Here is a 13112-nt window from a genome sequence, read left to right as displayed (position 1 = left end):
TGCCCCACCTCCCATGCCCGAGCTGGTTTTCTTCTGCGGAACGATGGACTGCGGGAAGTCGACGCTGGCTCTCCAGATCGAGCACAACCGCTCGGCGCGCGGCCTGGTGGGCATGATCTTCACCCGTAACGACCGTGCCGGGGAGGGGAAGCTGTCCTCCCGTCTCGGCCTGGTCACCGACGCGGTGGAGGTCGGGGAGCGCGCGGACCTGTACACGCACCTCGTCGACCACCTCACGCAGGGCCGGCGCGCGGACTACGTGATCGCGGACGAGGCACAGTTCCTGGCACCGGAGCAGATAGACCAGCTCGCACGGGTGGTGGACGACCTGGAGATCGACGTCTACGCCTTCGGCATCACGACCGACTTCCGCTCCAAGCTGTTCCCGGGCTCCCAGCGCCTGGTCGAACTGGCCGACCGGGTGGAGGTGCTCCAGGTCGAGGCCCTGTGCTGGTGCGGCGCCCGCGCCACCCACAACGCCCGCACCGTCGGCGGAGTCATGGTCGTGGAGGGCGCCCAAGTGGTGGTCGGCGATGTCACCGACTCCGCGGACGAGATCGGTTACGAGGTCCTGTGCCGCCGCCACCACCGCCGCCGCATGACGGCCGCCACGGCCCGCGCGGCGGCTCTGTCACCGGACGTGCTGCCGATCACCCAACCCTGACGTCGGCTGGTGCGGCTGCGCCGAGCGGGGAGGGCCGGGCCGTCAGCTGCGCGCCTGATCGGCTCCGACCGGCGGAAGTCCGGCCACACAGCCGGGGCACCATCCGCCGGTCTCGCGCCAGTGGCGCTCTTCGTTCTGCGTGGACAGCGCCTTGGCGTGCAGGTGCAGCGTGCAGGCCAGCGCGTAGGTGCTTTCCTCCCTGCGGATGACCTGGGCGTTGTTCTCAGGCTTGTCGTAGACGAGGTCCCAGCCCGGGATCACGGAAGGGCCTACGGCGTCCACGCGGCGGAGCCCGTCGCTGCTGACGTGGGTGGTGCGCTCCATGGGTGCTCCTCTTCGACGTCTTCCCCGGCCCCCTGCGCCCCGTGAACGAACGGGACGCCGGGGCGGAGGACTTGTACCCGAAAGGGTGCAGGTACCCACAGTCCGCATCAGGGCACCCGGTGGGAACAAGTAGGCGCAGGGGCAATCCGAGCCGGGATTCGCTTCAGTCGCCGAGAGTGAACACGGGGCCCCCGCGCGCAGTTGGTCCTCGGTCTGGGTGAGTCCGCCGCGGTGGGAGACCTCGACCGTGTAGAACTTCGAGCCCGGTGTGATGTCGTCGACCGTGAAGGGGAACTCGCATCCCTATTCCGACACTTACGTGGCGTCAGTCTGGGGGTCGTCGTCCCAGTCGGTCGCCAGTGCGGCCGGCAGCGGCAGCCCGTACTTTTCGCACAGGAACCGGGTCTGGCAGTACCGCTGGGCGTCGGCGGCCACCCTGCCGAGGACCGCGGAATTCATGCCGGCACCGATGAGGACACCCACGAACGGCACGACCTTGGCGACGTTTTTGACCGGCACCCTGGAGCCGGCCGGGCCGAGCTGCTGCATCAACTTCTCGAGGGCGGCCAGGAGGCGGTGGTCCTGACGGAGCTTGTTCGACCACCTCACGCGTCCCTTGATCGCATTTGCTGCCTGTGCGGCCTCATGCAATGGCTTGGCTTTGACCGCCTGTGCCATGAAGGACCGCTGTACCAGGCGTTGGATGAAGTCCTGCTCCTTGGGGTCTTTGGCGTCGTAGCCGTAGGAGTACGCGATGCGCGATGCTATCGACGTGCTCAGGACCTGGACGACGAGGATGTCCGCTGTCATCGCGACGGGGATACCGGCGACGGGGACCATGGCCAGCAGGCCCATGGCGCCGCCTTCGAATGCTCCGGTGGTCCGCCACTTGAGGGTGTTGCGGGTCAGCAGCCGGTCGCAGACCTGGAGGTCCTGCTGCCGTAGTTCGGTGAAACTGTCGATTTCGAAACCTCGCTTGCGGGCGAGCTTCTCGACGTTCTTCGGATCGTTGAGATCCATGGCCCAGTCGTTGACCAGTTCGAGCAACGCTGCCGCGCCTGCGAGCGCCGGTCGCATGGCCGTGTCGGCGACCGCGTCGCCTGCGCGACGGATCGGTTCCGCGACCGCCTCCGGCACAGCGCCCTTGACCCGTCTCGCGGCGTTTCCCGCGGCCTCACCAGTGCGACCGAGCGCGGCGCTCGCCCAGTTCGGCAGACCACGGCGGTTGTTGCGGCGCTCCCAGTGCTCGTTGAGCGTGTCCCATACCTGCCCCTCGTACGCGCTCATCGGGGGTGCACCGTCGACGAGTGGGTCGGCGTAAGTGCTCATGAGGTTCTCCGTTTCGACTGTGATCACTGGGTCCACGGTGCCCTACCGGCCGACACGTGGGTGAAGTACATCTTCCGGTGGCAAGTTCCGACAAGGGGTGGGGATGCGCTCATCCAGAGCCGGTTGGCCGTTCAGTCGCCGAGGGTGAAAGCGAGGCCACCCGCGCGCAGTTGGTCCTCGGTCTGGGTGAGTCCGCCGCGGTGGGAGACCTCGACCGTGTAGAACTTCGAGCCCGGTGCGATGTCGTCGACCGTGAAGGGGAACTCGCAGCCCTGCTCCGTCTTCTGGCCGAAGCCCAGGCTCCCCACGGCGACAAGGGTTCCGGCGGCGTCGGTGACGTTGACCTGGGTGCCGAAGTCGATGTCGGAGTAGCCGCCCGTCCCGGAGCACAGCTCCTCGGGGTCCAGACCCGCGCCGATCCCGGCGACGGTGAGGGTCCCGTCGGTGCTGAACGGCCCCTCCACGTCCTCGACCCGCTCGGCGCTCACGGAGGGCGAAGCGGACGCACCAGCTGCGGGCACGTCGGTCCCGTTGCCACCGGCCAGCGACACCCCTGCCCAGCACGCTCCCACCACGGCGGCGCCGAGCCCGGCACCGATCGCGAGGACCGTGCCGCGTGACAGCCGCGACCAGCGGGAGGCGGAGGCGGACGCGGGCCCCGGCTCCTCGGTTGGCACCCCGGACGCCTCGGGAGCCGTGTTCGGGGGAGGGGGGTGCGGCTGCTGCTCCGGGACGGACATCGCGGGATTTCCTTTCGGTACGAAGGATGAGGGCACGAAGGTGTGGAGGTGCGGCGGAGGGCGAGGGAAGGCATACGGATGCGGAACTCAGCCCCCGTCTCCTCCCCGCCGGTACTCGGTCAGTGCCCCGCTCGCCCAGAGCGGCACCAGCCGGGGTATCTCGGTCACCGGCACCCTGCCGCGCAGGGAGCGCAGGCCGAGCTTGGCCAGGGAGTCGGCGGCCTCGTTGAGCGGGTTGCCGACGTGGGCCTTCTCGTGGACGAAGGTCAGGCCGGGCGTGTACTCGGCGTACATCTGCAGCTTGACGAGGCTGGGCCGACGCCCTTGCGAACGCAGCCGGGTCTCGTACCCGTCCGGCATCCGGTCGCCGCCGCGCTGCCACTCGTGCAGGAGCTCCAGGGCGTCGAGGTTGTCGACGCGCACCTCGACGGACCGTCCGGGGTGCGCCGCGAGGACTCGCCTCAACCCCCAGTACACGGCCCGGAGTTCGGTGACGACCACGCGGGCGCGGGGCGTGGTGAGGTAGTGCGGGTAGTCGTGGGCGCGCAGTCCGGTCTCGCCGGTGGTGGCGAGGTAGCCGGTGCCGACCTTGTCGGCGCTGACGGAGGCGTCCGTGGCGAGGACGATCGGCGCCTGGCCGACGGACTTGACCGCACCGTCGAAGTGCACTTGCCGGCGGCCTCGGAGAGCGGGGCGGGGTGCGTGGGCGAGCGGAGAACGACGGCCCATCGACGGACCCTCCTGTTCACATCGGGCGGGTGGCGGTGAGAAGGCGGAAGGGAAGGACGGGGCGGGCGGTCGGGTCTCGGCCGACCGCTCGCCCCGGGTCCGCCGCGTCCCCCCACGAGCGCGGCGGCGTGTGCGGCGGCCGGTCAGCCGACCTTGGCCCACTTCTGGCAGCCGTTGGTCTCGAAGTACTCGCCCTTGTTGACCGTCACGCGGCCCTGACCTTGGAGATTGTCGTTGGCGATGATCGCCCCGAACTCCCCGGAGGCGTCCTTGGTGCGTGCCCAGTAGCAGTTCTCGATGATGCTGTTCTTCTCGGGCCCGGCGGTCTTGTAGGTGCCGGCCTGCATGTCCTCGCCGACGAGGTACTGGCCGTCGCCCTCGATCGTGGTGTCCGGTCCGGGCTTCTTGGCCGGCTTCGGCGTGACCGTGACCTCTTCGGTGACCGTGGCGGCGGGCTTCGGCTCGGCGGCCTCGGGTGCCGCGGTCTCGGTGACGGTGGCGGCCGGGGCAGGAGCGGCGGAGGCGTCCGTACCGCCGGAGTCCCCGTCGCCACCGATGCCGGCGCCGACCATGAGTGCGACGAACGCGGTCGCGCCGTGGGTGAGCCAGGCCTTGCGGCGCGACGGCTTCGGCCTCATCGGCTGCCCCATCGGGGGCTGCCCGCCACCGGTCGGCGGTCCCGGCACCGGCGGTACGGCGCCCCAGCTCGGCATGCCGCCGACGCCGGAGGGCTGCGGGGTGTTGGGCGGTATCGGGGGCGTGTGACTCATCGCGGTGATCCTCCGGGCGGCGTCGTGGCACTTGGCCATCACAAGGTGCCCGCCGTTCCGGCAAGCGAGCTGGGAGATCAGTGATAACCCGTATTATCAGGTGGGTTGTGTTGTGCATGCCTGGCCGGCTGTAGATTGCTGACGCCTGCCCCGCCGAAGAAGGGGCGGACCGTGAGGCGCCGAGGCGAGGACGCCGGCCTCAAGGGCACAGGGGGAGAGGGGGAACAAGTCCGATGGCGATACACACGGCCTCGAAGACGCCCCCCATCTTGCCCGAAACGCCGGCCTGGCGGATCACCTACGCCGAGATTGCCGCCCTCGCCCAGGTCAAGCGCCCGGTCCCCACCACCTGGGCTCGTCGGCACCCCGACTTTCCCGCTCCCGTCGCCCACGAGGACGGGCGTCCCCTGTTCGACGCCCGTGCCGTCGTCGACTGGCTTGCCTCGACCGGCCGCGGCAACACCGACCCCCGCCGGCTCCGCGCCGAGCTCGCTCTCCACACCCTGGCCGCCTGGCGCACCCCTTTCCTGCCGGCGTCCGTCCTGATCGGCGCGCTGACCTCCCTGGTCTGCCTGCACCAGCAGCTCGACGCCCCCGTCGCCGACGGTGAGCCCTGGAAAGCGGTCCTGGAGAGGGCCGCCGGCCTCGACCCCGACGACCGCTTCCTCCTCTCCGAACTGCGGGCCTTGCCCGACCCGGACCGCACCGGCCCGGCCCTCGCCGAACTCGCCGACGAACTGATCGACGCCGCCTACAACCCCACCGAGGCCTTCGACTGGATCCTCCAGGCCCGCCACCGCCTCGGTTCCCGCGAACTGGCCGCCGACGAGCTCACTCCGGCCGTGGTCCGCGCCCTCACGGCCCTTTCCGGCGTCGACACCCTCGATGAGGGGGCAGTGGTTGCCGTCCCGCACGCACGCGCCGGCGATCTCCTGGCAGCCCTCCACGACCACGCCGCCGAGGACTCCGGCCACAGCTACCTGGCCGCCGACCCCGACCACTCCCGCGTACGCCTCGTACACCGACGGATGCTGGCGCGCGGCGTGTACGAGTTCCGGCTCGACGTCGTCCAAGGCGAGGAGCTGTCCGCCGACGAATGGGGCTACCCGAACCTCCTCGTCTGCGCCCTGCCCTACGAAGCGGCCGAAACCCGCGACCCCAAGGCCGTCCTGGAACAGGTCGCCGCCCTCACCGACTACCTCGACACCGGCGCCACCGCCGTCGTCCTCGGCCCCGCCGACGCCCTCACCGGCCCCCTCGCCCGGCACGGCGACGCCGACCGCCTGCGCCGCTCCTTCCTGAAGCCCGGTTTACTCAAGGCGGCGATCAGCCTCCCCGACGGCGCCTACGCCTACCGCCCCGGCTACCGTACGGCGGTCTGGGTCCTTGCCCGTGTTCCCGAGGAGCAGCGCACCGGCCTCGTCCTCCTCGCCGACTACTCTGCCCGGCCGCTCACCGAGCCGGTCCTCGACACCCTCGCCGAGGACATCGCCATCTGGCGCGCCTCGGGCTGGACCCCCGATCTGCGTCACGAACCGCGCCATGCCGCCATCGTCCACGGCACCGACCTCGACGGCCGTCCCGGCGCCGCGTTCACTCCGCAGCACCGCACGCTCGCGTCCCGTCACATGCGGACGGTGGTGGAACGCCCAGCGTTCATCGCGGACTTGGAGCGCCGGCTGAGTGAGATTCAGGAGCGTGCGCGGGAGGGGGAACTCCGGCTGAACGCCCAGGCGGAGTTGCGCCCCGAGACGCAGCCGGTACGCCGTACGTCCGTCGGGCGCCTTTTGCGCACCCGCCGTCTGCGCCGCCGCCCCGGGCACCGCTTCGCCCCCGAGCACCTCACCCCGGAGGGCCACTACACGGTCCTCACCCCCGAGGAGGTCCTCGGCACCGTCCGCATCGGCGGCCGCCGTATCGACCGGGGCATCCTACTCACGGCCTACGAGCACGCCCAGTTCACCGAGCCCGGGGATCTTGTCGTCACCGCCCATCCGCACTTCGGCGTCCACGTCGACGCGGAGGGCCTGTCCCTGGTCGCCGCCCCGGCCCGCATCCTGCGCGTCCACCCCGACGCCGACCCGCCCGTACGACCCCGGGTGCTGGCCGCGCTGCTCTATGCGGCCGCCGCCGAGCACGCCCGCACCAGCGGCGCCGTGCGCGCGTCCCGCCGTATCGAGGACCTGGTCGTCCCCGACCTGAGCCGCGCCGAGGCCGACCTCTACGAGGCCATCCTCACCGAGATCGAGAGCCGGGCTGCACTACTGCGCGAGCAGACCGCCGCGCTCGATGACCTGACCCGCGTGATGGCGGCCGGCATGGCCGACGGCACGCTCACCATCCAGCACCTCCCGCACACCGACGCCCACTGAAGGAGACGGCCCACCCGATGCCTCCACATCAGAAGAAGCCCGCCGACCAGGCGGAGCTGTTCAGCGCCTCCACCGCCAAGGAGATCCAGGACATCCTCTGGAAGGCGGCGGACAAGCTGCGCGGCTCCATCGACGCCGCCCAGTACAAGGAGTTCGTGCTCGGCCTGATTTTCCTGAAGTACGTCTCGGACGCTTTCTACGAGCGCCGATGCGAGCTGGCCGAGGAACTCGCCGACGACGGCATCACCGAGGACCGGATGGAGGACTTCCTCGAGGACCGCGACGAGTACACCCGCGCCAACGTCTTCTGGGTCCCCGAGACCGCCCGCTGGTCTTGGATCGCCGCCCAGGCCAAGGCGCAGGGCGTCGGCAAGCTTCTGGACGAGGCGATGGACGCCATCATGCGGGAGAACGCGTCCCTCACCGGCGTCCTCCCGAAGATCTTCAACCAGGACCGGGTCGACCAGAAGCGCCTCGGGGAACTTGTCGACCTCATCAGCGACGCCCGCTTCGGCGGCAGCGGGGACAAGCCGGCGCAGGATCTGCTGGGGGAGGTGTACGAGTACTTCCTCGGCAACTTCGCGCGGGCGGAGGGCAAGCGGGGCGGCGAGTTCTACACGCCGAGCTCCGTCGTCCGGCTGATCGTGGAGATCCTGGAGCCGTACAAGGGGCGGGTCTACGACCCGGCGTGCGGCTCGGGCGGCATGTTTGTGCAGGCCGCCAAGTTCATCGAGGCGCACCGCGGGCGCGGTCACAAAACCGACATTTCCGTCTACGGCCAGGAGCTCAATGAGCGCACCTGGCGACTGGCCAAGATGAACCTCGCCATCCACGGCATCGATGGCAACCTCGCCGCTCGCTGGGGCGACACCTTCGCCGACGACAAGCACCCGGATCTCAAGGCCGACTTCGTGATGGCCAACCCGCCCTTCAACATCAAGGACTGGGCGCGGGACGAGAGCGACCCGCGCTGGAAGTACGGGGTTCCGCCGAAAAACAACGCCAACTACGCCTGGCTCCAGCACATGATCTCCAAGCTGGGGGAGAAGGGTACGGCCGGCATCGTGTTGGCCAACGGGTCTATGGCGTCCCAGACGGGAGGGGAAGGTGATATCCGCCAGGCTCTGATTGAGGCCGACCTGGTGGCCTGCATGGTCGCGCTGCCCTCGCAACTCTTTCGGACCACCACTATCCCGGCGTGCCTTTGGTTCCTGTCCAAGGACAAGTCTCCCCAAGGTGCACGAAGGTTGGAAGATCGACGAGGCGAGATTCTCTTCATCGACGCCGGTGCAATGGGCCAGATGGTTGACCGGACGGAGCGTATTTTGCCGGATGCTGACCTCAGAGAAATCGCCGACACCTACCACGCATGGCGCGGCACGGCGTCTGCTCGCGAGGCCGGGATGGCCTACAAAGACGTGCCAGGCTTCTGCTACTCGGCCGACCTAGAGAAGGTGCGAGAGCATGGTTACTCCTTGACGCCTGGGCGGTATGTGGGGGCTGTTGAGGCGGAGGAAGAGGGCGCGGAGGTGATCGCCGAGCGGATCCGTAATCTGTCCAAGGAGCTGTACGAATTTTTCGACAAGTCGGCGGAATTGGAGAAGGCCGTCCGTGAGCAGTTGGGGAGGGTCGATGTCTGACTGGCGCACGTACACCCTCGGAGAGGTTACGAAGAACTTCGACTCCGTGCGTGTCCCTGTGAAGTCCGCAGAACGCGTTCCCGGTCCGTACCCCTACTACGGGGCGTCTGGCGTCGTTGATCACGTGGCGAACTTCCTCTTCGACGGCGATTTTCTGCTGATCGCCGAAGACGGTGAGAACCTTCGCACGCGGAAGACGCCTGTAGCGTTCATGGCGGAGGGGAAATTCTGGGTGAACAACCATGCTCACGTCGTTCAGGGGAACCATCTGGCCAACACTCGATTTCTCTGCTATGCGTTCTCCTGTACGGACATTTCCGGGCATCTTTCGGGGTCGACGCAGCCGAAGTTGACGCAGGCATCCCTCAATGCGGTAAAGGTGAAGCTCCCCGACAGGGCTCAGCAGGACGCGGTGGTCGGTGTACTTGGGGCACTGGATGAAAAGATCGCTGTCAATAAGCGTATTGCGGCTACCTCGCATGAACTTGGTCTTGCTCTCTTTGTCCAGGCTGTCATGGATGGTGTGGGCATTGAAGTGGCTGTCGACTCCATTTCTAGCGTTCTCGTGCGAGGCATTGCACCGAAGTACTCTACGTCGCCGGACGACCTGGTCGTCCTAAATCAGAAGTGCATTCGGGATGGGCGTGTAAATCTTACCTACTCACGTCTCACGCTTCGTGGCAAGGTAAAGGACGCGAAGCTCCTGTCGCGGAACGATGTCCTTGTCAATTCGACCGGTGTCGGAACGCTCGGCCGAGTTGCGCGTTGGACTTCTGACGAGGATGCGACCGTCGACTCGCACATCACCATCGTGCGGTTTGATGAGGCGCAAGTAGATCCCGTATGTGCAGGCTTCGCCATGCTTCGCGCGCAGCCAGAGATCGAGGCGATGGGCGAGGGCAGCACCGGCCAGACGGAGCTTCGCCGCACGCAGCTAGGGAGGCTGGAAATCTCGCTCCCCAGCAAGGAACGGCAGCGCGAGCTTCGTCCCAAGCTCGACTCTCTCGAAGAACGAATTGACCAGGCAGTGCACGAGTCGCAGATCCTCGCCACACTCCGCGACACCCTCCTACCCCAACTCGTGTCTGGCCGCCTCCGCGTTAAGGACGCTGAGAAGATTGTTGAGGACGCCGTATGACGACGCACCACGACGGAAACGAGCCCGGCGACGCATCCCACCGCCGCCCCACCGAAGCCGACTGGGAGCTGCTCGCCCTTGACGAGCTGGCCGAGTCGGCCTGGCAGCCGGCCTCCGGTAACGCGTTCGCACCCGGTTCCGACCACCGGAAGTCCTGGGACGACCTGATCCTCTACCCGGACCTCCAGGAGGCGATTGAGCGCCTGAATCCGGAACTACCCCCGGACGCCGTCCGAGAGGCTGTGGCGACCGCCGCCACCCCCGGCTCCCAGGACACCTACGAAGAGAACCGGGCCGCCCACCGCCACCTCACCACCGGCATACGGTCCGTCACCTACACCGACTCCCACGGTGCCGAGCACAACCCCACCATCCGCCTCCTCGACCTGGCGGACCCGGACGCGAACACCTACCGCGCCCTGAACCAGGTCACGGTGATCGACGGTGACAAGAACCGTCGCTTTGACGTCATCCTGTACGTCAACGGCCTGCCCCTTGCCGCCATTGAGCTGAAACGCGCCGGCGACGAGGACGCGACGCTCCAGACAGCCCACGCCCAGATGGCGCGATATGTGCAGGAGTTCCCGACGGCCTTCCGATACAACGCGGTCGTCCTGCTCTCCGACGGCATCACCGCGAAGTACGGCACCCCGTTCACACCCTACGAGCACTTCGCCCCGTGGAACACGGACGAGCTCGGCGCCCGCGTCGACCCGCTGACCGCCGACGGCTTCTCGGAGTCGGGGCAGAACCTCGCGCTGCACGGCCTGTTCACCCAGTCCCGTTTCCTTGAACTGATCCAGTCCTTCATCAACTTCGTCCCGTCGAAGCGGATGAAGCGGATCGCGAAGCCGCACCAGTACCACGCGGTCACCCGCGCCGCCGAAGAGGTCCGCAAGGCCTCGGCCAGCAACGGCAAGGCCGGCGTCGTCTGGCACACCCAGGGCTCCGGCAAGTCGGAGGAGATGGTCCTCACCACCACCCTGGTGATGCGGGACCCGGCCCTGCTGAACCCCACCGTCGTGGTCGTCACCGACCGCACGGACCTCGACGACCAGCTCTACTCGACGTTCCAGGAGAGCGAGATCCTCCCGGAGACGCCCAAGCAGGTCATCACCCGCGCCGAACTCCGAGAGGAGCTCGCGGCGAAGAGGACGGGAGGGATCCTCTTCACCACGCTCCAGAAGTTCGGCAGGACCAAGGAGGAGCGGGAGTCGGGCACCGACCACCCGATGCTCTCCGACCGCCGGAACATCGTCGTCATCGTCGACGAGGCGCACCGCAGCCACTACGACGACCTCAACGGCTTCGCCCGCCACCTGCGCGACGCACTTCCGCACGCCACGCTGCTCGCCTTCACCGGTACGCCGATCTCGGAGGCCGATCGCAACACCCGCGAGGTGTTCGGCGACTACATCGACGTCTACGACCTCAAGCGGGCCGCCGACGACGGCGCGACCGTGAAGGTCTACCACGAGAGCCGCGTGATCCAGCTCGTCCTGGACCGCGACGTCGACCCGACCACCATCGACGCAGAGGCCGACCGGATCACCGAGGGACTCGACGACACCGAGCGCCGCCGCGTCGAGCAGGCGGTGGTGACGATGAACCGGATCTACGGCACCCCGGCCCGCATACGGGACCTCGCGGCCGACCTGGTGGAGCACTGGGAGGCGCGCCGGGAGCGGATGAAGCCGTTCGTCGGTGCCTCCGAGTCGGGCGGGGCGCCCGGCAAGGCGATGGTGGTGTGCGCGACCCGTGAGATCTGCGTCCGCGTCTATGACGCACTGCGCGAGCTGCGTCCCGAGTGGCACAGCGACGAGTTCGAGAAGGGCACGATGAAGATCGTCTTCTCCTCAAACTCCCGCAAGGACTCGGACGAGCTGCTCGCCCACGCGCTGACGGACAGCCGCCGCAAAGCCGTGATCAATCGGGCCAAGGACCCCGACGACGAGCTGGAACTGCTCATCGTCAACAACATGCTGCTGACCGGCTTCGACGCCCCGCCGATCCACACCATGTACCTGGACAGGCCGCTCAAGGGCGCCAACCTGATGCAGGCCCTGGCCCGCGTCAACCGCCGCTTCCGCGGGAAGGAGGACGGCCTCCTCGTCGGCTACGCCCCGCTGACGGAAAATCTCCAGCGGGCCATCGCCGAGTACACCGAGGCCGACCAGCGCGACCGCACCCTCGGCCAGGACGTCGAACGCGCACTGGACGAGCTGCGCAATGAGTACGACATCCTCACCGGCATCCTGCGCGGCTTCGCCTGGGAGCCGTTGCTCGACCGGCCCGGTCCCAAGGCATTCGTCGACGCGGCCCTGCGGAGCGCCGAGTACTTGCTCGATCCCCGCACGCCCGGCAACAACCCAGAGCAACTTAACGATCCGCGTCAGACGTTGAGCCGCCGTTTCCGCGAGCACGCCTATCGCCTCGAGCGTTTCTGGGCTCTGGCGGGCAGTTCGAAGCATGTCGGGGACCGGTTCGCCGACCGGCCGGCCTGGAAGCGGCACATCCAGTTCTTCGTCGAGGTCCGTGCCTACGTGGCGAAGTTGGATGCCATGAATCGCGAGGCACGCGGGCTCCCCGTCGCCCGCGATGTGGAGCTGTACCTCTCCCAACTGACCTCGTCGGTGGTGGAGACCGGCGGAGTGACGGATCTGTTCGCCGAGGCCGGGCTGGAGACCGCCGACCTCACCCACCTCACCGACGCACTCGTCGCCCAACTCCAGCAGAGCGACACCCCGCACCTGGCGGCCGAGGCACTGCGGCGGCTCGTCGAGCGGAAGATGCGCGAGGTCACCCGGCACAACATCGTCCGGCAGACCACGTTCTCCGAGCGCCTCCAGGACTTGATGGTGCGCTACATGCGCCAGCAGTACACCAGCGCCGAACTCATTGCCAAGCTGGTCGAAATGGCCAAGGAGGTCGCAGCCGACGCCCGGCGCGGCGAAAAGTTCGACCCGCCCCTGAACTGGCGCGAACTCGCCTTCTACGACGCCGTTGCCGACCACGGCACGGCCCGCTCCCTGATGGGCGACGAGGTCCTGGCGGGTATCGCCCGCGAACTGGTCACCGAGGTCCGCCGCCAGCTCAAGCCCGACTGGATCTCCCGTCCGCCCGTCCGCGCCCGCCTGCGCAGCACCATCAAGCGCCTCCTGGCCCGCAACAACTACCCGCCGGACCAGCAGAAGGAGGCCATCGACCTGGTCCTCCGCCAGATGGAGTACTTCGCCAACGAGTGGTCCGAGAACGGCACGCCGAACGACTGATCGGTGCATGCGGGAGTCCTGCAGTCCGGGAGTGACGGCAGGACTCTCGTGGGTGTACCAAGGGGGCGGACGCCTTGCTTTGGGGAGGTCAGCCCGACGAATCCGGCCAAGTGAGCCGTGTGATCGATGGTCAT

General features: G+C 68.2%; 10 protein-coding genes. 5 read left to right on the top strand and 5 right to left on the bottom strand.

The window, feature by feature from the left end; genetic code table 11:
- Positions 1-13: 13 nt before the first annotated feature.
- Complete coding sequence (locus WJ438_RS11320; protein ID WP_406725123.1) at positions 14-664, top strand: thymidine kinase; 651 nt, start codon at positions 14-16, stop codon at positions 662-664.
- A 42-nt stretch (positions 665-706) separates the two neighbouring features.
- On the opposite strand, the gene WJ438_RS11315 is transcribed toward WJ438_RS11320, so the two are convergent.
- The 5 genes from WJ438_RS11315 to WJ438_RS11295 all read right to left on the bottom strand — a co-directional run bounded on the left by WJ438_RS11315 (position 707) and on the right by WJ438_RS11295 (position 4556).
- Complete coding sequence (locus WJ438_RS11315) at positions 707-988, bottom strand: hypothetical protein (RefSeq protein WP_406725122.1); 282 nt, start codon at positions 986-988, stop codon at positions 707-709.
- A gap of 315 nt (positions 989-1303) precedes the next feature.
- Positions 1304-2317: an EcsC family protein gene (locus tag WJ438_RS11310; protein WP_406725121.1), complete on the bottom strand. Its 1014-nt coding sequence runs from the start codon at positions 2315-2317 to the stop codon at positions 1304-1306.
- Between the two features lie 131 nt (positions 2318-2448).
- Positions 2449-3057, bottom strand: coding sequence for a hypothetical protein (locus WJ438_RS11305; RefSeq protein WP_406725120.1), 609 nt, complete (start codon positions 3055-3057; stop codon positions 2449-2451).
- An 87-nt stretch (positions 3058-3144) separates the two neighbouring features.
- A complete protein-coding gene (locus WJ438_RS11300; RefSeq protein ID WP_406725119.1) occupies positions 3145-3786 on the bottom strand; it encodes a hypothetical protein in 642 nt (213 codons plus the stop codon).
- Positions 3787-3929: 143 nt separating this feature from the next.
- Positions 3930-4556 carry a hypothetical protein gene (locus WJ438_RS11295; RefSeq protein WP_406725118.1) on the bottom strand — a complete coding sequence of 209 codons (627 nt, stop codon included), beginning with the start codon at positions 4554-4556 and terminating at the stop codon, positions 3930-3932.
- A gap of 269 nt (positions 4557-4825) precedes the next feature.
- On the opposite strand from WJ438_RS11295, the gene WJ438_RS11290 reads away from it, so the two are divergent.
- From WJ438_RS11290 to WJ438_RS11275, 4 genes are read left to right on the top strand one after another with little or no spacing between them, the layout of a single operon-like run.
- Entirely contained in the window at positions 4826-6928 is a 2103-nt protein-coding gene (locus tag WJ438_RS11290; RefSeq protein ID WP_406725117.1) for a hypothetical protein, read from the top strand.
- A gap of 17 nt (positions 6929-6945) precedes the next feature.
- A complete protein-coding gene (locus WJ438_RS11285) occupies positions 6946-8568 on the top strand; it encodes a type I restriction-modification system subunit M (protein ID WP_406725116.1) in 1623 nt (540 codons plus the stop codon).
- The gene (locus WJ438_RS11280) at positions 8561-9706 is read left to right on the top strand and encodes a restriction endonuclease subunit S (RefSeq protein ID WP_406725115.1); all 1146 of its coding nucleotides are present in this window, start codon (positions 8561-8563) and stop codon (positions 9704-9706) included. The genes WJ438_RS11285 and WJ438_RS11280 overlap by 8 nt, the downstream gene beginning before the upstream one ends.
- Positions 9703-12978 (top strand): type I restriction endonuclease subunit R, encoded by a 3276-nt coding sequence (locus WJ438_RS11275; protein WP_406725114.1) that lies wholly within the window; start codon positions 9703-9705, stop codon positions 12976-12978. The genes WJ438_RS11280 and WJ438_RS11275 overlap by 4 nt, the downstream gene beginning before the upstream one ends.
- Positions 12979-13112 lie beyond the last annotated feature (134 nt).

Origin of the sequence: Streptomyces sp. GD-15H, assembly GCF_045291515.1 — a bacterium.
Lineage (GTDB): Bacteria > Actinomycetota > Actinomycetes > Streptomycetales > Streptomycetaceae > Streptomyces.
This window is presented reverse-complemented; position numbering and strand designations above follow the sequence as displayed.